Genomic DNA, 20188 nt, shown 5'->3' with positions numbered 1-20188 from the left:
TTCATTCTGCCGCCACCGTCGCGCGGGACACGAAATCCTCGGGGAAATGCGTGAGCGCGCTCATGACTGGATAGGGGGTGAACCCGCCCAGCGCGCAGAGCGATCCGAACTTCATCGTCTCGCAAAGATCGGCGACCAGCGCGAGGTTGGCGGGCACTGCCTCGCCGCCGATGATGCGGTCCATCGTCTCGCGCCCGCGTACCGCGCCGATCCGGCACGGCGTGCATTTGCCGCAGCTTTCCGCCGCGCAGAATTCGAACGCGAAGCGCGCCTGCGCCGCCATGTCGACACTGTCGTCGAATACCGTGATCCCGCCATGGCCGATCAGCCCGTCGGCGGCGGTGAAGGCTTCATAGTCGAAGGGCGTGTCGAACAGCGACGGCGGGAAATAGGCGCCGAGCGGCCCGCCGACCTGCACTGCGCGGATCGGGCGACCGCTGTCGGTGCCCCCGCCGATCGCCCCGACCAGTTGGCCCAGGGTCATGCCGAATGCGGTCTCATAGAGGCCGCCATGCCGGATATTGCCCGCAAGCTGGACCGGCATCGTCCCGCGCGAACGGCCCATGCCATAATCGGCGTATGCCTGTGCGCCCTCGGCCAGCACGAACGGGATTGCCGCAAGCGTCAGCACATTGTTGACGACCGTCGGGCAGCCGAACAACCCTTCCAGCGCGGGCAGCGGCGGCTTGGCGCGAACCTCGCCGCGCTTGCCCTCCAGGCTGTTCAGCAGCGAGGTTTCCTCGCCACAGACATAGGCGCCCGCGCCGACTCGGATTTCGATCTCGAACGGCGCGATCAGCGGCGCGGCGAGGCGTACCGCCGTTTCCATCTTCGCAACCGCGTGCGGATATTCGGAGCGGATATAGACGAACCCCTTCTGCGCGCCGACCGCCTCGGCGGCGATCGCCATGCCTTCGATCAGGCAATAGGGATCGCCTTCCATCAGCATCCGGTCGGCGAAGGTGCCGCTATCGCCCTCATCGGCGTTGCAGACGATATATTTGCGCCCGGGCGATGCGCGGCGAACGGTGTCCCACTTGATTCCCGCTGGGAAACCCGCGCCGCCGCGGCCCCGCAGGCCGGATGCCTTCACCTCTTCGACAATCGCTTCGGGGCCGAGCACGCGCGCGCGCGCCAGCCCATTCCAGCCGCCCGTTGCCGCATAGTCTTCAAGGCTGAGCGCGCGCGTCTTGCCGGCGCGCGCGAAGGTGAGGCGCGTCTGTCCGGCGAGGAAGGGATGGTCTTCGATCCGCCCGATGCCAAGCCCGCTCTTGCCCGAAAGGATCGCTTCGGCATCGGCGGGGGCCGCAGGCCCGAAGCCCATGCCGTCGATGTCGACCAGTGGCTCGAGCCAGTGCATCCCCCAACTGGAGGTGCGCACCACCTCATGCCCAAGCTCGGCAAAGCGTTGCGCGACACGATCCGCGCCGCACGCGATCGCCAATGCGTCGTCGGAGATGCGGACGATCGTCACAGCGCGCCGATCAGTTCGGCCACCGCGGCCGTATCGAGCCGTGCATGAACCTCGTTCCCTATCATCGCGTTAGGGCCCACCGAGCACAGCCCGAGGCAATAGACTGTCTCGACGCGCACACGGCCTCCGGCGATCCGCTCGGCTTCCACGGCGATGCGCTCGCTGCCGCGCGCCTGGCAGGATTCTGCGCGGCACAGCTTGATCGCGGGCCGCGCATCGGGCGTGCGGCTGAAATCGTGATAGAAGCTGACCACGCCCGAAACCTCGGCGCGGCCAAGATTGAGGTGCCGGGCGACCTGCCGGATCGCGTCTTCGGAAACCCAGCCGAACCGGGCCTGAAGATCATGGAGGATCGGCAACAGCGCGCCCTCGCGCGCGCCATGCACGAGCAGGATCTCGTCGATTGTCGCAGTGCCCGTTGTCACCGGGCAGGGCTGCGCCTTTTGGGCGGCTATTTCAAATCACAAACCGCTATCGATGATTGATACTCTCTATCATCTGTGACTGCGTATCGACCGCGCGAGCGGTGGCCAGCGCCGCGCTGGCGATGGGTGACAGCGGTTCGCGATCGGGCGCGATCAACGCGATGCGATTATGCTCGCGCAGGTCGCTGATTTCCAGCAGCCGAACGCCCAGCGCCTCCCCGATATAGCCCGAATGGCTGTTCGTCACGATGCTCGAAAGCCCGCCATGCGCGACCATCGACAGCAAGGCGAGATAGGAATCGGTCGTCGCGGCGGGTGTGACGGCAAGCTGCATCCGCGCCAGATGCCGGTCGAGGATGCGGCGGTTTTGCATTCCCTGGTGCAGCAGGCAGAGCGGCTGCGACACGGCCTCGGCCAGCGTCACGCTCTGCCGCCCGCTGAACCGGCCGCTGGTCTGGGTCGCGAAGCAGAAAAGCTCTTCGAACAGCGGCACCGCCTGGGTGCCGGCTGCGGGTTCGTCGTCGAGATAGGTGAGGCCGGCGTCGAGCTCGAAATTCACGATTCCCGCGGCGATCGTCGCCGAGGTAAGCTGGCGCACCGCGACGCGCAACTCGGGGTGCCGCGCGTTGAGCTTGCCGATGAAGCCGCCGACATAGGGCATCGCGGCCGGGATTGCGCCGAGGCGGAGTTCGCCCTTGAGGGGCCCCGGCGCATTGATCGCCTGGCGAAGCGCCTCATGCCCGGCGATCAACTGACGCACATGCGGCAGGATTGCATGCCCTTCGGCGGTCAGGTCGATGAAGCGCCGGTCGCGTTGCACGAGCCGTGTGCCCAGCAGCCCCTCCAGTCCCGCAATCCCCGCCGAGAGGGTGGGCTGGGTGATGTTGCACCGCTCCGCGGCGCGCGCGAAATGCTTCTCCTCGGCAAGCGCCACGAAATATTCGAGGAAGCGGAACTGCATCGCGTCAGCCTAGCCCAATGCGCGCCGCCTGTCGCGCAAGGTCGGGCAGCTCAGTCGGCGAAGGCGGGGTCCGGCGCCAGATCGCGCGATCCCGCCGGCGTGGCGCCCATCCGGTCATGCGCGAAGATCGTCAGCAGGACGATCGCCACACCAGCGGCCAGCGCCAGGGGAATGATCGCAAGGACCGCGTTGTCGACGCTCATCCCGCTGGCCAGCAGCCATCCGGCCAGCATCGGGCCGAAGATCGAACCGATGCGGCCCATCGCGGCGGCTGCCCCGACCCCGGTCCCATGCAGTGTCGCCGGATAGACGCGCGGCGCGATGCCGTAGAGCGTGAACTGCCCGCCGACGATGAAGAAACCGGCCACCGCCGACGCGGTGATCATCATCCTCGCCTCGCTCGCCCAGGCGAACAGCGCCAGGCCCAGCGCGACACCGCCGAAGGTAATCAGCATCGCGGGGCGTACCCCCAGCGCGTCGCACAGACGACCGGCGAAGATGGCGCCGGCGATCCCCGCGAGATTGAGCGCGAGCATCACCGATGATGCCATTGCCGGATTGAGCCCCTTGTCGATCACCAGCGTCGGCGCCCAGCCGAGCAGCAGCGAGAAGATGGTCAAGGTCAGGATGAACACGGCCCAGAGCGACAGCGTGGCGCCCGTGCGCCCGCCGCCGAACAACGCCTCGGCGGGCGAAACAACCGCCGCTGTCGGGTCCATCTTGCGCCCCGCGACCTCGGGAATGCCGAAAATGAGGAATGGCGACAGGATCAGCGTCAGCCCGCCGCCGACGTAGAAGAGGCCGGTCCAGCCCCAGGTCGGCACGACCGACAGGCCCGCAATGGCGGAAAGCACGCCACCGAACGGCATGCCGCACATCATCGCCGTGACCAGGGTCGTGGTGCGGCGCGGGCCGGCGATCGAGGCGATCGTCGCGATCAGATTGGGAATCGCGCCGCCGATCGAGACACCGGTCAGCGCCCGCGCGATCAGCAATGTGTGATAGTCGCGCACGAACGCGGTGAGGAGGGTGAAGACGCCGAGCGACAGGACCGACCCGATCAGCACGCCGCGGCGGCCGATGCGATCGGCCAGCGTGCCGCCGACCAGAGCGCCGAGCGCGAGCCCAGCCAGGCTCGCGCTGAGCGCGATGCCGAGTTGTTGCGGCTGAAGCCCGAATTCGGCGCGCAAGCCGGGGACGGCGACCGCGAGGACCTGAAGGTCATAGCCCTCCAGTGCGGAGATGCAGAAGCAGAGGAAGAAGATGAACCAGGCGCGCGTGCCAAGAGGCTGAATCGCGCTCATCGGGCGTCTCCGCGATCGGCCAGAATTCCGTTCGGCATCCGTCTCTCCCTACCAATCTCTTGGCTTGTTTCGTTCATTGTGGCCGGTGGCGGGGAGTCCGAGGCTATCTATTGTGGTCCATGGGTGATCGTAAAGGCGCCATCCTCCAAGCCGCATCCTGGGCTATGGCGACGGCATCGCCCGTTCCCATGGCTGTTTTCAGCCATCGGCACGCTCGGCTGTCGCGTTCGAAGGGCTTTCAAACGATTGGCCGGAGCCAATCATTAGTGCCTGTCGACCGGTAAGTCGCTCGAACCTACCGATTGTGACATCGCAATATTCCTGATCAAATCCGACAGGACGGGCAATGTGGGGGATGACAATCGCGCGCGATACAAAAAAGACCCCAAAGCGATCCCTTAGGGATTGACTATGGTGACCCCTACGAGAATCGAACTCGTGTTTTCGCCGTGAGAGGGCGACGTCCTAACCGCTAGACGAAGGGGCCGTACCTGCGGAGCGGCGCATCTACGGTGAGCGGGGCCCATCGTCAAGATGGCGCGCGTCTTCCCAACGCGTATCAGGGCAGAAGCATGTCCGGCGATAGATTCTTCACATCGGTCTGCCCGGTCAGCGCCATCGCCACCGCCATCTCATGGCGTAACAACTCGAGCATCTGCGTAACCCCCGCACCGCCTCTGGCCGCCAGCGCATAAGCCCATGCGCGGCCGAGCAGCACGCCCTTGGCGCCAAGTCCCAGCGCCCGCAGCACATCGACGCCGGACCGGATGCCGCCGTCCATCAGCACATCGGCGCGTCCCGCCACTGCGTCGACCACGCCCGGCAGCGCTGCGATGGAGGAGGGGGCACCGTCGAGCTGGCGCCCGCCATGGTTGGACACCACGATCGCGGTCGCGCCGACGTCGCAGGCGGCAACCGCGTCGGCCGGGTCCATCACGCCCTTGATCACGATCGGGCCGTCCCAATGCCGGCGGATCCAGTCCATGTCCTTCCAGGTGATCGATGGATCGAAATTGCGCGCGACCCAGGCGGTGAACTGGTCGAGCCCCGCACCCTCCGGCATTACCGGCGCGAAATTGCCCAGGGTGTGCGGCCCGCCGAACAGGCCGACATCGAACGCCCAATGCGGATGCGTCGCGATCTGGGTGAAGCGCTTGATCCGCGCCCTGAGACCCTGCTTGCCGGTCAGGCTCGATCGCACGTCGCGGTAGCGCGCACTGTGAACGATCAGGTCTACCGTCAGCACCAGCGTCACTACGCCGATCGCTTTAGCCCGGGCCAGCATGTCCTTCATGAACTCCCGGTCGCGGATCATGTAGAGCTGGAAGGCGAAGGGCTGGGTTACGCCCGCCGCCACTTCCTCCATCCCGCAACAGGCCGAGGCGGAGAGGATGAAGGGCACGCCCGCCGCCTCGGCCGCGCGCGCTGCCTGAACCTCGCCGCGGCGTGCATACATGCCCGCCAGGCCGACCGGCGCGAGCGCGACGGGCAGGGATGCCGGCCGTCCCAACAGGGTGGTGGAGAGGTCGATCTGCGAAACGTCGGTCATGACCTTCTGGCGCAGCTTCAGTCGCTGCAGGTCAGCGACATTGCTGCGCATGGTGGATTCCGAATAGGAACCGCCGTCGATATAATCGAACAGGAACAGCGGCAGGCGCGCTTTCGCGAGCAGCCGGAAATCGTCGATGCAGGCCGGTGTCACCCCGTCGATCTAGGTCCCGGGCCCGGCCCCCGCAATGTCATTGTTGTGCCAGGGCCCCGGGCTTCCCTTATCGGCTGCTCGGGGTCGCGATGGCGCCCGGGCGCGCATCGAACTTCAAGGTCGCGGCGTCGTCCCGGGCCAGCGCCCGGCCGTTGAAGCGATAGACCTCGATATCCTTGTCGACCGCGCACTGCAGCAGCACGGTCTTCGCAGTATCGCTGAAGGTCGCGCCCTGGCACCAGGCTCCGGTCTGGGCCTCGGCGATCGGGGTCAGGATCATCCCCTTCACGCCGTAGATCTTGAGCGCACCATGGGGCCAGTAACCGGCCGAACCTGGAGCACCGCCCGATCCGTTGTGCACGACGACCGCGAGATAGCGCCCATCGCGCGACAGGGTCAGATGCTCGGGCGTGAAACCGACTTCGACCGGATTGACCTTGCCGGTCGCCAGGTCGACCGCGGTCACGGTGCCGACACGCGGGCCGCGCGGCGGGGTGGTGCCGGCGGGTGGCGCATTGCCCTGCAAATTGGTGTTATAGGCATAGCGGCCGTCGGGGCTGAACGAGACGCCATAAGGTTGAACGCCGGTGGAGATCGGCTCGCCGCCGATCTTCACGCTGTCGCCCGATACGGACAGCCGCACGAGCTGACCGGCGCTCTGCGCCACCACGATGGCCCCCTTGCCGTTGGGCAGGAACGCCACATCGGTCGGCCGCGCCTTGGCGGGCAGCTGCACCTTGCCCGCAGGGGTCAGGCGCTTGTCCTTGATCGTGAAGACCGAGACCGTGTCGTCGCCGGTGCTGACCACCAGCGCGAGGGTGCCGGCGCGGTTGATCGCGACACCGCTTGCGCCGGGGCCGGCATGCACCGTCTGCGCCAGCGCCGGCGCGGTCGGGTCGGCGAGGTCGATCACCGACACGCCGTCGTTCAGTTCGATCGTACCGTCCGCCTTCAGGCGCTGCGCCGCCGATACCAGCGCAAAGCCGCCATTGCGTGCGACCGCGACGGCGGCCGGCGGGCCGATCATGCTCGCGGGCGCCGCGACCGTGCCGATCGTCTTCGGCGGATAGCTGCGCAGGTCGATCACCGATACGCTGTCGGCGGTGCGCCCTGCATCGCCGGGGCGGAGCTGCTTGCCGTCATTGGCCGACACGGCGAGCTGTGCCGAAAGCCCCGTGGGCACGGCCAGTGCGATGACGGCGGCGGCAAGGCTGATCCTGGTCTTCATGGGCGTCCCTCTCTTGTCATGAAGCAGGCCGCGCCTCGCCGGCGCGGCCTGCCGATGTCTTACTCTACTCCGGATCAGAAGGGATCGGTCCGCTTGGTATAGGCACGGCCCTTGTCCGCGGCCGGCGAATCACCACCGGTGCAGATCATCACGCCGTCCTTGATCTGGTCGATCACGTCACGCTCGTTGCACGAATTGAGGAAGCGCAGGCCATTCGCCTTGGTCGCCGCCAGTACGCGCGCGCGCACCGCGATCATCGACGGCGGATAACCCTCGAACGCACTGCCGGGAACACGCGGTTTCGGCGCGCCGACCAGATAGAAGCCATGATCGCCTGGCCCCCATTCGGCGAATGCCAGGCCGGGGGTGCGCACCGTGGATTCGACATTGGCGTCGGCACGAGGATTCTCGATCTTCACGCCAAAGATCAACTCGCCGTCCGGATTGAGCGGCCAGGGATCGGCAAGGCGCAGATATTCATTCTGGGTAAGCCCCCAGATTTCCGAGGCGAAGGCTTGGCTGCCATTGCCGCGAAAGCCCTGGGCAAGGCCCTGAACGACCGGCGCGAACGGATAGCGCGATGCCTCGACCATGATCTTGGCGGCCTCGGGCGACTCTGCGTTGCACAGCAATATGCCGTGCACGCCGGCGGCGAGCGCCTGCTGGATCATCCACGCATTGGCACGGACGGCGTCGGGCGTGCCCTGGATCGGCAGGGTGACGATCACGGCGGGGGTGCGGTGTCCGGTGCGGGTCGGCCCGGCATCGACCAGGCCACGCATGAAGTCGCGCAGCTCTTTGAAGTCGAGCGCCCCATGCTCCATCTCATAGGTGATGTAATCGGCCTTGGTTGCTGCCTGCTTCTTGCCCTCTTCGTACCCGCCGCCGGAAACCTGGGTGTAATAGACCGGCTGGCCCTTCAGCCACATGTCGATGATGCGGTTGACGTGCTTGCCCGTGCGGGTGGTCTTGGTCGGCATCGCCGGCTGGGCATCGACCGCAAAGGCCTGGCCGGGCGCCTGTTGGGTATGGGCCGGCATCGATGTCAGCGCGAGCGGCGCAGCGGCGGCGGCAAGCAGGAACAACCTCTTCATGTAGCATCTCCCCTGGTTTGGTTCGTTGGCGAACCCTATAGGATATAGCATGTCACGCACGACTCGCGGGCGCAATGGGGAGAATTGCATCCAAAATTACTTTTTTGCATACTTTATTTTCCGACGCGCGCGAGACCAAGGCGCTCAAGTCCCAAACTCGAGCGCCTTGTCGATGATTTCGCTAGTTATTCATTGACGATCAGGCAGCCGCCCGCCGCCGCTCCGCCATTTCGACGTTGAGCATCTCCGCCAGCAGGAACGCTAGTTCCAGGCTCTGCCCGGCATTGAGCCGCGGGTCGCAATGCGTGTGGTACCGGTCGGCCAGCGACTGCTCGGTCACATCGACCGCGCCGCCAGTGCATTCGGTCACATTCTGTCCGGTCATCTCGGCATGGATGCCGCCTGCGATGCTGCCTTCGGCGCGATGCACCGCGAAGAAGCCGCGCACCTCGGCCAGGATCCGGTCGAACGGTCGAGTCTTGTAGCCGTTCGACGCCTTGATCACGTTGCCGTGCATCGGGTCGCAGCTCCACACCACCGGATGGCCCTCGCGTTGCACCGCCCGGACCAGCTTTGGCAGGCCCGCCTCGATCTTGTCGTGGCCATAGCGTGTGATCAGCGTCATACGGCCGGGGATGCGCGCCGGGTTGAGCGTGTCGAGCATGCGCAGCAGCGCATCGGGCTCGAGGCTCGGCCCGCACTTCATGCCGATCGGGTTGCCGATCCCGCGCAGATACTCGACATGCGCCGATCCCTCGAAGCGGGTGCGATCGCCGATCCACAGGAAATGCGCGCTGGTGTCGTACCAGTCGCCGGTCAAGGAATCCTGCCGGGTCAGCGCCTGCTCATATTTGAGCAGCAGCGCCTCATGGCTGGTGTAGAAATGCGTCTCGGCCAGTTGCGGCACCGTCTCCGGGCTGATCCCGCACGCCGCCATGAACTCGAGCGCCTCGCCGATGCGGTCGGCGGTCTCGGCGAACTTCTTCGCCCAGGGGCTGCGGCCCATGAAGTCATGAGTCCAGCGATGCACCTGCGCCAGATTGGCGTAACCGCCGCCCGCGAACGCGCGCAGCAAGTTCAGCGTCGCGGCCGACTGGCTATAGGCGCGGATCATCCGCTGCGGATCGGGCGCGCGGCCTTCGGCGGTGAAGGCGATGTCGTTGACGATGTCGCCGCGGTAGGCGGGCAGTTCGACACCGTCCTGCACTTCGGTATCGGCCGAACGCGGCTTGGCGAACTGGCCCGCCATGCGGCCCAGCTTTACCACCGGCAGCTTCGAGGCATAGGTCAGGACGACCGCCATCTGCAGGATCACGCGGAAGGTATCGCGGATGTTGTTCGCGCTATGCTCGGCGAAGGACTCGGCGCAATCGCCGCCCTGGAGCAGAAAGGCCTTGCCCTCGACGACCTTGGCCAGGTCAGCGGTCAGGTTGCGTGCCTCGCCGGCGAACACCAGAGGCGGAAAGCTCTCGAGCGTCGTAGTCGCCGCGTCGAGCGCAGCGCTATCGGGATAGGTCGGAAGCTGGCGGGCTTCTGCCTGGGTCCAGCTGTCGGGGGCCCATTTGGCGGCCATGATACGAGTCCAGTGATGAATGAGGGCGGTTTCCTTGCGGGAATTCGCCTCCGCACGCAATCAAGGAAAAGTATCGGCTGCTCAGGCGGCGATCACATCCGGCAGGTTTTCCGGGGGCTGAATCCCCAGCCTGTGATAATCGACCCGAAGCCACCCGTCCGCGCCGAGATGAACCGCGCCGGGCTCGATCCCCGCGACTTCCTGCGCGAGCACGCCGATATGGAACCGGCGCGAACCGGCATAGCGGTACCGATAAAGCCCGATGCCGTTCGGCAAGCGCCGCACCAGCCTGATATCCCGTTTCAGCCGCGCGTCGGAAAGAAGAAAGATCAGGGCGCCGACCGCGACGATCCCCGCCACGACCAGAACCACCCTGACCACCGTCGATCTGGTGCTCCTTACCGGCGCGGGCGGGGCGGGAGGAACCGGAGGCGATGCCGGATCCTCGATCAACTGGCAGCTCAGCAAGGGCAGGTCCGACCGGCAACTCGAATCCATGCTCTCCGCGAAGCATTGCGTGCCGCCATGGATATGTTCGGTCCGGCCGCCCGCGAGCGGCCCGAGATGGGTGCAGCGATAGCTCGGCATCGGGTTTCTCCCCCGGGGCGGTGCCGCTCAAGGCCCCGCGGGGACCATTCTATCAGTTCCGGTTGCCGGGCGGAAGATGGAACCGGATCGGTCCTTTCAGGCCGCGATCCGGCTTGTCGACCGCCAGCGCTACGCTGCGATCCAATTCCCATGGAACCCTGGCGGCACGCGATGCGGGATACGGATGTTCGCCACCGGCGCGGCGCTGAAATCCCGCGCATCCAGGATCACCAGATCGGTGGTCTCATTCGGCAAATCCACGACCAGCCCGATCATCCACCCTTCGCCTTCGGCCGCCGCGTCGGATGCCGGCACGAACACGAACTCGCCTGGATAACGACCCGCGCCGAAATCATGCACCTCGCGGGTGCCTGTCTCCAGGTCGTGCTTCAGCAGGAAGCTCTCGCCAATGAACGCCTTGTCCGCATCCGGCAGGCCCATCGTCCAGGCATAGCGATAGGGCTGGCCGAAGCGCCGCTCGTCGGGCCGCGGGAATTCCTGCGGCGTGGCATCGATCGTGCGCCGCTCGACCGTCCCGGCCGCCGGATCGATCGTCCAGCGCTCCAGCCCGCGCGACCGCGCGTCCGGCCCCTGCGAACTGTCCGCGAACATCGTGTCATAGACACAGGCATCGAGGATCACCGTGCCGTCTGCCGTGTCGAACGCATTGGCGACATGGAAGATATAGCAGGGGTCGACATCCACCCAGATCGTCTCGTCGCCGCGCCCGTTTCGCGGCAGCAACCCGATCCGCGCCTGATGGTCCGGGTTCCAGCGATAGGGGAAGCTGTGCCCGCCGATCAGCGTCTTCATCGAGAAGGTCACCGGCAGGTCGAGGATCAGCACATACCGCCCGGTGATCGCACAGTCGTGGATCGACGGCCCGTGCTTCACCGCGATCGGCTCCTCGCGGGTCACCTTGCCCTCGGGCGAGATCACCACATGCCGCACCACCTCGGGGTCGGTTGCCTCATAGGCGATGGCATGCTGCTCGCCGGTCAGCGGGTCGAGATGCGGATGCGCGGTGAAGCTGCCCGTCAGCGTGTCGTCGAACGGGTTGAAGGTCTGCTCCTCCAGCGTGTCCGACAGCTCGACCGGATAGCTGCCCGCCTCGACCAGCGCGAAAGTACGCCCACCGATCGCCAGCACATTGGTGTTGACGGTTTCCGACATGCCACGTCGCGGTCCGGGGGCGGCGGGCACGCCCATCACGGCAGCGACCTTCTTCGATCGGATCCAGCGATTGCGATACCACAGCGCCTTGCCCTGCTTCACCGCCACGCCGTGCACCATGCCGTCGCCGGTGAACCAGTGATGGCCGGCCGGATCGGGATCGATCGGGTTCGGCCCGATGCGCAGGTAACGGCCATCGAGCGCGGCGGGGATCGTGCCGGTCACCGGCAGGTCCTCCAAGGTCAGTTCCTCGCGCATCGGCTTGTGGATGCCGGTCAGGAAGGGATGGTCGGTTACCACCTCCAGCCGCTTGCGATTGAACTCGGCGACCACGCCGATGCCCTTGGTCACCGTGCTGCGGATTGCGGTTTCGATCATGCTTGCCATTATGGCCTCCACACCTCAAAGTTTACGGTGTTCACATTACGACTCGAAGGTAACAGTGTCAACATCCGAATCCGAAACGGCCAAAAAAGCCTATCACCATGGCGATCTGCGCGCGGCGCTCATCGAAGCGGGGCTGAAACTGCTCGAGACCCGCACTGCCGACAATCTGTCCTTGCGCGAGGTCGCGCGGGCCGTCGGTGTCAGCGCGACCGCGGTCTATCGCCATTTCCCGGACAAGGGCGCGCTGATGACGGCGCTGGCGGGGGAGGGGCTCGCCCGGCTCGCGGTGGCGCAGCATGCCGCGTCCGATGCGGCCGGTGGCGGCGTCGCCGGGTTCAACGCGACAGGTGCTGCCTATGTCCGCTTCGCGCTCGCCAACCCGGCGCTGTTCCGGCTGATTTTCGCCAATCCCGCCTCGGTCGAGCACCAGCCGCACGAGCATGAGGACGATGCGATGACCTTCCTGCGCGCCAATGCGGCGATGGTTGCGGAAGGGAAGGGCGGCGACGCGCAGATCATCGCGCTCCAGGCCTGGGCGCTGGTGCACGGCCTGTCGATGCTGATGCTCGATCATCAGGTGCCGGTCGATGACGCGTTGATCGACCGGGTGATCGACGTGCGGGCGATCAAGTGAAGCGCAATCCGACCCAACGGGCGCTTATTTAGGCTCCTGCCCGCAGGACATGTCGCTTGCCGGGGCTGGCGCCTCGTCCTCCCACGGGCCGCTATGGCGTGGCTGCGGACCCGGGCCGCCACCCGGCGGGATCAGCGGATGCGGGTTGGCGCTTGGGCTCAATATGGCGGTGATCGCCTCGGCATAGCCGGACACCGAATCCTGCGCGCCGTCGATCGCCGGCTGGGCGTCGAACGGGACGGACATGCTGCCGCTCAGGCTTTCGTCGCCCTGGGCGACGAGTTCGCTGCCAGTCATCGTCGCGATGAAGTCGCCGGCGCGCGGCGCGGGCGTTATCTGGTAGGTCGCCTGCCAGGTCCGGTCGACCAGGTTCCCGCTGCGCGACGTGGCATCCTCGCCGAAAAGATGGAGGTTGTATTCGACATAGCAGACCGTGTGAGTCTGGACGGTCATGGTCGAACCATCCAGGGTCATCGTGCCCTCGATGCTGTAATTGTTGGTGCCGTTGGCGGACGACACATGCGTCGGGTCCTGGCCGCTGTCATAGGAATCGCTTTGGTAATTCAGCGCCAGCCCGTCGGCGGTGCGGCTCCATACCAGGCCGGGAATGGGCGCGGTCGACCAGCCATAGCTTATCTTGAGGTCGCCCTCGGAGACCGACACGCTGGTCGTGAGATAGGCCGGCTTCGCCGTCGAGAGCAGCACCGCCAGTGAAGTCCATTGCCCGTCGTTCATCGTTCCCGTCTCCGTTCGATGTGCGCTGCGTTCCTGCCCCTATTTCTTCGTCTCGGACAGGAAGATGAAGGAATAGTCCGCCGCATATTGCGGCTGCCCGTCGGCCCCGGCCTTGGTCACCTTGCGCAACCCGCCAGGGGCCGCCGCCTGCAACAGCGTCGGCGTCGCGATCGACGCGAAGACATGGCAGTCCATGCAGCTGTTGGATTTTTGCTGGAAGGATTCAGCCGTCGTGTTCGCGACGATCTGCCCCGGCCCGGCGGCACCGCCCTTCGGCGTCGGATTGCCCATGGTCAGCGGCACGCGCAGCCCAGGCCCCGGCGGCGGGTTGGGGACCATGGCCTGCGGCCACTGGACGTCGACCAGGCGGTAATAGTTGAACACCGATTTGGCCGGCAACTGGCTCCACACAAAGGCGGTCACGCCGTTCGCCGGCTCGCCCACCGGGTTGATCCGGGTGATCTGCATCGGCGCCTTGTAGGGCATGCACACGCCACCCTTGCCGCATGGCACTGGCGGCACATTGTGCCGGCACTGATAGACCGGGTCCTTTTGCGGCGTGCACTTGGCATCGAAGAAAGTGTAGCCCGGTGACGGCCGCTGGTTCGGATTGGCCGGCAGGGCAGGGGGCGAGAAGCCGCCGCCCGCCGCTTCGTCCGGGCTGTTGTCGATATGCTCGAACGTCGCCCACACCCAGGGCAGCTTCGGGAAGCGCTTGCGCGCGATATGCATCCCGACCAGCCCGACGGTCACCTGGCGAATCTTGCCGGTCGCCGGATCGCGAATGTCGGCGATGGCGGTCTTGTAGCGATAGTCGAGCGAATGATCCGCCGGCAACGGCGTCCAGGATGCCTTGATCTCCATCGCGCCGACATTCTGGCCATAGGCGTGGGTCTTGCCGACACAGTCGGTGTCGTCCCAGCCATTCTGGGTGCCGGCCGGGAAGTTCAGCCCGCCGCGGCGCGGCGCCGTCGGTGGCGCCGGCGGGGGCCCGTCCGATTGCGGCGTGCCCGGCTGGGTCGTGCATTTCAGCTGGCCGGCGGCGGTGGTCAGGTCGAACCCCGGCTGCTGGGTGATGTAATCGAACTCGTCCTCGTTCATCATCACTTCGTAATAGGTCACGTCGCCGCGCTGATTGGTCAGCCAATGGCCGCCCCCGCCCGCCTGGACGATGTCGGAGAGATCGAGGCTGCCGGTTTTCGCGATTCGGCTGAGCATCCTGATCGCGGGCCGCGGCGCCTGCCAGTCGGCCTTGAGCGACGTCGTGTTGCCGAACACCTCGGCGGCTTCGTGATAGCTTTCCCACACCGACCGGCCGGGATTGCCCGGCACGCCGAACTCGGCCCATGTCGCCTTGGGATCGGGGAAGCCGTTCTTCGCCGGATCGGCGCGCCAGTTGAGCGCGATGAACGCCTGCCAGGCCGAGCAATCGACCTGGATCTGGTTGAGTCCCGGATTGCTCGGCAGTGCGGATGTCCGGTTCGGCGCCAGCGCTCCGCACGGGTTGGCGACGCTGGCCTGGGGCCCGGGCGTCGGCTTGCTGTGGCAGCCGGCGAGTCCGATGCCGGCGACCGCAAGCGGCACGGCAAGCAAGGCGACCGGAAAGCGGCGGTCGTCCCGGCGCGGGCGTGAAGTCATGGTCCGTCTCCCCCTGAGCGCAGCGATGCTGCGAGCATCCCGCCGGATGAGCCTAATCTCCACCGGATGGCGGCCAAGCATCGCGCGAACACCGGATGAAGGGAACGGACTGCCGTGCATTTACCGCCACAATGACGGTAATTCTTCCAGCCATCACCCCATGGCGTACCGTCGCCCTGAGTTCCTAGAAGTGCAGCTGCACGCCGCCGCGGAACAGCGGCCCATAATGCTCGCGCTCGACCAGGAACGGCGTGCTGCCGACATAGCGCCGCCACGGCGCATCGGTCAGGTTGGAGGCGTCGCCGAACACCGTCACCTGCGGCACGATCTGATAGCTGACATGCAGGTCGAGCTGGCCGTTGCCGTCAGTGAACTGGTCGGTGCTGGCCGACTTGGTCAGCGTGTCGAGATAGGAGGAGCGATAGTTGAAGGCGAGCCGCGCGGCGATGCCGTATTTCTCGTAGAAGATCTGGACGTTGCCGATGTCGCGCGACTGGAAACCGAGCGGGATATCCCCCGCGCGGATCGACGGCGCCCTGGCGTGGCCCCAGACATGGGCATAATTGGCCGACACGCCGAGGCCGCTCAGCAGGCCGGGCAGGAAGGTGAACTGGGTCTGGGCGTTGAATTCGACGCCGCTGATCGTCTCCTTGTCGGCATTCACCTGCGTGCTCACATCAGCCTGCGCATAGGTCACGCCGCCATAGGTCGCTCCGGTCTGCCGGCTGGTGAAGGGATAGATCGGGTCGTCGATCTCCTTGTGGAAGATGCCGGCGGTGAACAGGCTGTCCGCCGACGGATAATATTCGATCGACGCGTCGAAATTCACCGCCTTGTATGGCTTCAGGTCCGGATTGCCGAGCGAGATCGCCGGCAGCAGGGGATCGTCCACCACGGTGACGAAGGGTGCCAGGCTCGGATAGGCCGGCCGGCCGATCGACGTGGTCACCGCGCCGCGCAGGAACAGATTATGCGCCGCCTCGAACCTGGCGTTCAGGCCGGGGAAGATATCGGTATAGCTGTTCCCGCCAAAGCTGTTGAACCCGTCCGTGAGTTTCGAATTCGCGTTGACGATCTTCGCGCTGGCGCGGTCCCGCGTATGTTCGACGCGCACGCCCGGCACCAGTGTCAGCGCCCCGAACTTCAGCGTCGCCATCACATAGCCGGCGGTGATCGACTCGGTCACGTCATAGTCGCTCGATAGCGTGTCGGCGAGTGTCCCGACGGCGTCGATCGCGCCGACGCCCGGATTCGCGTCGAAATAGGTCCGCGCCGCAGCGTAGTCGATGCGCTCGCCGAAATGGAACATGTCGTCATAAAAGCCGGAGTCGGCGGTATAGGCGACGTTGCTCAGCTTCCAGGCGGTCGCGCCGACCTTGTAGTCCTTCTTGTCCTGGTTGTTCGTTTTGTGCCGGTCGAGATATTTGAAGCCGGCCTTGATCGCGGAATCGTCGCCGATCCCGATCGGGTGACTATAATCGATCCGGCCCTGCCACAGCTCTTCAGAGGCCTGGCGCGTCTCGAGATTATATTTGCTGAAGCTGAACTGCGAAGGATCGTCGAACACGCCGGCCGAGGCGCCGGTCGGCACAAGCGTATAGGGGTCGGTGCTGCCGTCGAAAGTGGCGGTCACCTTGCCCTTGCCAGTGGCGAAGGTGAATTCGCTGCGGATCGGATCGATCTTCACCGCCTTGGTCCAGCCGCCCGATGCCTCCAGCGTGCCGCCGCCAAGCTCGAACTCGCCGCCCAGCGTGGCCGATTTGGTGTTGTCGTCCTCCTCGCGGCGACGGACCAGGATGGTGCCGGTGCTCTTGAGTGGCGTCGTGGTGAAATCGGTGACGGCCAGCCGGTTCTGATCGCGCGTCTCATGGTCCTGGAACTTGGAATAGCTGGTGCGCAGGTACAGCTTCACCCCGTCCCCCGGATGCCAGTCGAAATTGCCGACCACGCCAAGCCGGGTGCGCGTCAGATTATAATCGCGCAGGCCGTTCCCGTCCGGAATGCCGCCATGCGAGAAATCCTGTGACCCCTGGAAATTCTCGGATTCGATCGGACGGCGCGAATAATTGACCGAGAGGACGGCGCCGAACTGCTCGTTCGGCCCGAAGCGGCCGCCGATCGTGCCGTCGAGCTCATAGGGCGACTTGCCGTTGAGATCGTACCGGCCGACCGCGCCCCGCGCGTCGAGGAAGAAGGGCTTGCTGCTGTCGAACGCCGTCTTGGTGCGGACGTTCACTTCGCCGCCAATCGCATTGGCGTCCTGGCTGGCCAATAGCGACTTGGTCACGGTCACCGCCTGGATCATGGCGGAGGGCAGGTCGTCCAGCTTCACCTGGCGGCCGCCCGGCTCGGGTGCCGGCAGCGTCTGGCCGTTCAGGCTGACATTGACGAGCGCGGGGTCGATGCCGCGGATGATGACGTAGCGGCCCTCGCCCTGGTCGTTGGCGACCGACAGGCCCGGCAGGCGCTTGATCGCCTCGGCGACATTCTGGTCGGGCAGCTTGCCGACGTCGTTTGCGCGGAGCGTCTCGACCGTGTTGGCGGCATCGCGCTTCTCCGCCGCGGCCGCGCGCTGCGCCGCGCGCGTGCCGGTGACGACGATGTCGGGCCCGTCGGTCGTGGCGGCGGCGTCCTCGGCAAAGGCGGCGGGTGCGGCCAGGCCCAGCAACAGACCGGTGGCAAGCGCGGTAAGCGCCGGACGCGACAGAAGAACGGATCTAGCGATATGCATGACAGCCCCCTTGGCAGAGGCCGCCCGTTGGCCGGGTCGCATGACACTTCGGTGTCAAACGCGGAACATGACAATTTTTTAAGATTTCGTCATGTTGTGTTCATGCGTATTTCTCATCCATGCATAACAATATGATAGAGTCATTTAAAAGATATTAAATCTTCGATCAATTGACTGGAAATTAAATGATCTATTGTCTTTGATTTTCTCCGACTAACTTCCATCTATATTTGCTGTATCTCATAGGGTGAAGGCGATGTTCATGCGCCAATATGGTCTGGATCCTTGGCGGATAGCGCCGTTCTGGCCTCAACTCGCCTCGACACGCCCCGTCCGGCAACCCACAACATAAGCGGGGTCGGCCGATCCGGCCGGGACATGGAGGGGATGTCATGTCGTTTTTCACCAGCGTTACACGAACACGGCTGATGGCCGGCACCATCGGCTTCGGGCTGGCATTGGCCGCGTCCATGCCGGCCGGCGCGCAGGAGGTCGATGACAACGAGGTGAGCAATCCGCCGCTGCTGAAGGCGCGGGCCGAACCGCCCAGGCCGTTGCTCGCGCTGGCCGTGGGGGCGGAAGCGGAGACGGCGCAACCCGCGCCGCGCCGCGACAAGATCCTCGACCTGACCATCCAGTATCTCGATGGCCGGATCCGCAACCCGGCCAGCAAGACCCAGCATTTCGACAAGGTGCATCTGCGCAGCTATGTCGGCACCGATACCGACCCGAAAAACCCCTTCATCTCGCCGATGATCGAGGTGGCGCCGGGCGACACCGTCCGGATCGACCTGCACAACAAGCTCGATCCCGATCCATCCTGCCTCAGCATGAGCGATCATAATGCGGACACGCCGCATTGCTTCAACGGCACCAACCTCCACACCCATGGCCTGTGGGTGAACCCATCGGGCAATGGCGACAATGTGCTGCTGTCGATCAACCCGGGTGTCGATTTCACGTACGAATACAACATCCCCTCGGACCACCCCTCGGGCACCTTCTGGTATCACACCCACCGCCATGGCTCGACCGCGCTTCAGGTGTCGAGCGGCATGGCCGGCGCGCTCATCGTGCGCGGCAACCGCCTGCCAACGACGACGAAGCACGGCGACATCGACACGCTGCTGAAGGGCATGACGGAGCGCGTGCTGGTGCTGCAGCAGATCCAATATGCGTGCCGCGGGCCATCCCTGGCGCCGGGCAAGCTGGGTCCGATCAAGCAGACTTCGGCCGGCCGCTATATCTGCGACAAGGACGATGTGGGCGGGATCGAGGGTTATGACCAGTTCGGCCCCGACACCTGGCCGAAATCGGGCCGCTTCACCTCGATCAACGGCAAGGTGCTGCCCTTTTTCCGCACGACCCAGGGCAAGATCGAGCGCTGGCGGATGATCCATGGCGGCGTGCGCGACACGATCAGCCTGCAATTCTTCAAACTGAAAACCGGCAAGCTGAAGGCGGCGCTGCCGACCCTCACGCCCGAGAACCAGAGCAAGGCTATCGCCGACCTGTGCAGCGGCACGCCGCTCCCCTATACGGTCGTCGCCGCGGACGGCCTGACCATGGCGCACGGTCACCAGACCAACATCACCACCTTCCAGCCCGGCTATCGCTACGACGCGCTGGTCGTGTTCCCCGAGGCCGAGGCCTATTGCGTGGTCGATTCGTCGGCGCCGAAATCGGGCACGGTCAACGGGATCGAGGTCGGGCCGCAGCTGCTCGGCATCGTCCGAGTCGCGGCGGGCACCCCGGTGCCCGATATCGGCGATTATGTGCGCGACGCGCTGGTCGCGAACGCGAACCAGGCGATGCCGGCCGATGTGAAGCCCGCCGTGGTCGCCGACCTGACCAACGGGCTGAAATTCACCAATTTCACCCCGCATCCGGACATCGCCGACGACGAAGTGACCGGCAAGCAGGAGCTGACCTTCTTCATCCAGGTGCCGCCCAAACCGCTCCAGTTCCAGGTCGGCAACACGCTCGATACCAAGGATGCGAAGCCCTATGATCCCAACCGCATCGACCGCAAGCTGACGCTTGGCGGCGTCGACGAATGGACGCTGCAGTCCCACTTCGTCAGCCATCCCTTCCACATTCACGTCAATCCGTTCCAGATCGTCTCGATCAAGGATCCGATGGGCAATGAGGTCAGCACGTCCGATTCGGAGGACAAGGGCGACGGGGTCTCGGTCGATCCGCAATATCGGGGTCTCCAGAATGTCTGGAAGGACACTTTGTGGATCAAGAGCCTGATCGGTGAGGCGAACCCGCCGCCCCCGGGCTCGTCGGGCATCTACACGATCAAGGTCCGCACCCGCTACGAACGCTATATCGGCGAATATGTGCTCCACTGCCACATCCTCGACCATGAGGATCGGGGCATGATGCAGAATGTCGAAGTGGTGGTGCCTCAGGTGCCCATCCGCAAACCCATCGTGACGCCGCCCGGCGCGATTCCGCCGGGCGGGGCCGCCATGGACATGCCGGATCACCAGCACGACCAGTAAGGGCGGCACCGACGCCGCACCGCCGCCCGAA

At 65.5% G+C, this 20188-nt stretch carries 15 protein-coding genes and 1 tRNA gene; 2 read left to right on the top strand and 14 right to left on the bottom strand.

All coding sequences use genetic code 11. The features are described from left to right. Window position 1 precedes the first annotated feature (1 nt). From AC1RT8_RS23225 to AC1RT8_RS23175, 11 genes are all read right to left on the bottom strand, one after another. Window positions 2-1474, bottom strand: a complete 1473-nt coding sequence (locus AC1RT8_RS23225) for an NADH-ubiquinone oxidoreductase-F iron-sulfur binding region domain-containing protein (RefSeq protein WP_493078763.1) — start codon at window positions 1472-1474, stop codon at window positions 2-4. Further along, window positions 1471-1899, bottom strand: coding sequence for an NADH-quinone oxidoreductase subunit NuoE family protein (locus AC1RT8_RS23220; protein ID WP_493078761.1), 429 nt, complete (start codon window positions 1897-1899; stop codon window positions 1471-1473). The genes AC1RT8_RS23225 and AC1RT8_RS23220 overlap by 4 nt, the downstream gene beginning before the upstream one ends. A gap of 46 nt (window positions 1900-1945) precedes the next feature. Beyond that, a complete protein-coding gene (locus tag AC1RT8_RS23215) occupies window positions 1946-2860 on the bottom strand; it encodes a LysR family transcriptional regulator (protein ID WP_493078759.1) in 915 nt (304 codons plus the stop codon). Between the two features lie 50 nt (window positions 2861-2910). Continuing rightward, a complete protein-coding gene (locus AC1RT8_RS23210) occupies window positions 2911-4164 on the bottom strand; it encodes an MFS transporter (protein WP_493078758.1) in 1254 nt (417 codons plus the stop codon). Between the two features lie 412 nt (window positions 4165-4576). Then, window positions 4577-4651, bottom strand: a tRNA-Glu gene (locus AC1RT8_RS23205). Between the two features lie 72 nt (window positions 4652-4723). Next, window positions 4724-5866 (bottom strand): L-lactate dehydrogenase, encoded by a 1143-nt coding sequence (locus AC1RT8_RS23200; RefSeq protein WP_493078756.1) that lies wholly within the window; start codon window positions 5864-5866, stop codon window positions 4724-4726. A 67-nt stretch (window positions 5867-5933) separates the two neighbouring features. Further along, a complete protein-coding gene (locus tag AC1RT8_RS23195; protein ID WP_493078754.1) occupies window positions 5934-7094 on the bottom strand; it encodes a lactonase family protein in 1161 nt (386 codons plus the stop codon). A gap of 74 nt (window positions 7095-7168) precedes the next feature. Next, on the bottom strand, window positions 7169-8188 hold the full coding sequence (locus tag AC1RT8_RS23190; protein ID WP_493078752.1) for a hypothetical protein: 1020 nt from the start codon (window positions 8186-8188) through the stop codon (window positions 7169-7171). 199 nt (window positions 8189-8387) lie between these two features. Next, a complete protein-coding gene (locus tag AC1RT8_RS23185; RefSeq protein WP_493078750.1) occupies window positions 8388-9761 on the bottom strand; it encodes a class II 3-deoxy-7-phosphoheptulonate synthase in 1374 nt (457 codons plus the stop codon). 81 nt (window positions 9762-9842) lie between these two features. Then, window positions 9843-10349, bottom strand: a complete 507-nt coding sequence (locus AC1RT8_RS23180; RefSeq protein ID WP_493078748.1) for a tail fiber domain-containing protein — start codon at window positions 10347-10349, stop codon at window positions 9843-9845. Window positions 10350-10478: 129 nt separating this feature from the next. Then, window positions 10479-11909 carry an 8'-apo-carotenoid 13,14-cleaving dioxygenase gene (locus tag AC1RT8_RS23175; protein ID WP_493078746.1) on the bottom strand — a complete coding sequence of 477 codons (1431 nt, stop codon included), beginning with the start codon at window positions 11907-11909 and terminating at the stop codon, window positions 10479-10481. Between the two features lie 55 nt (window positions 11910-11964). On the opposite strand from AC1RT8_RS23175, the gene AC1RT8_RS23170 reads away from it, so the two are divergent. Continuing rightward, on the top strand, window positions 11965-12543 hold the full coding sequence (locus AC1RT8_RS23170) for a TetR/AcrR family transcriptional regulator (protein WP_493078744.1): 579 nt from the start codon (window positions 11965-11967) through the stop codon (window positions 12541-12543). 24 nt (window positions 12544-12567) lie between these two features. On the opposite strand, the gene AC1RT8_RS23165 is transcribed toward AC1RT8_RS23170, so the two are convergent. The 3 genes from AC1RT8_RS23165 to AC1RT8_RS23155 form a co-directional block, all read right to left on the bottom strand. Continuing rightward, window positions 12568-13278 (bottom strand): hypothetical protein, encoded by a 711-nt coding sequence (locus AC1RT8_RS23165; RefSeq protein WP_493078743.1) that lies wholly within the window; start codon window positions 13276-13278, stop codon window positions 12568-12570. 39 nt (window positions 13279-13317) lie between these two features. Then, entirely contained in the window at window positions 13318-14916 is a 1599-nt protein-coding gene (locus tag AC1RT8_RS23160; protein ID WP_493078741.1) for a hypothetical protein, read from the bottom strand. Between the two features lie 184 nt (window positions 14917-15100). Continuing rightward, window positions 15101-17647, bottom strand: a complete 2547-nt coding sequence (locus AC1RT8_RS23155) for a TonB-dependent receptor (protein ID WP_493078740.1) — start codon at window positions 17645-17647, stop codon at window positions 15101-15103. 392 nt (window positions 17648-18039) lie between these two features. On the opposite strand from AC1RT8_RS23155, the gene AC1RT8_RS23150 reads away from it, so the two are divergent. Beyond that, complete coding sequence (locus tag AC1RT8_RS23150) at window positions 18040-20157, top strand: multicopper oxidase family protein (RefSeq protein ID WP_493078738.1); 2118 nt, start codon at window positions 18040-18042, stop codon at window positions 20155-20157. Window positions 20158-20188 lie beyond the last annotated feature (31 nt).

The organism is Sphingomonas sp. GW821-FHT10F11, from assembly GCF_058809095.1.
The sequence above is the reverse complement of the archived record's forward strand: the minus strand, read 5'-3'. Positions and strand labels throughout refer to the sequence as shown.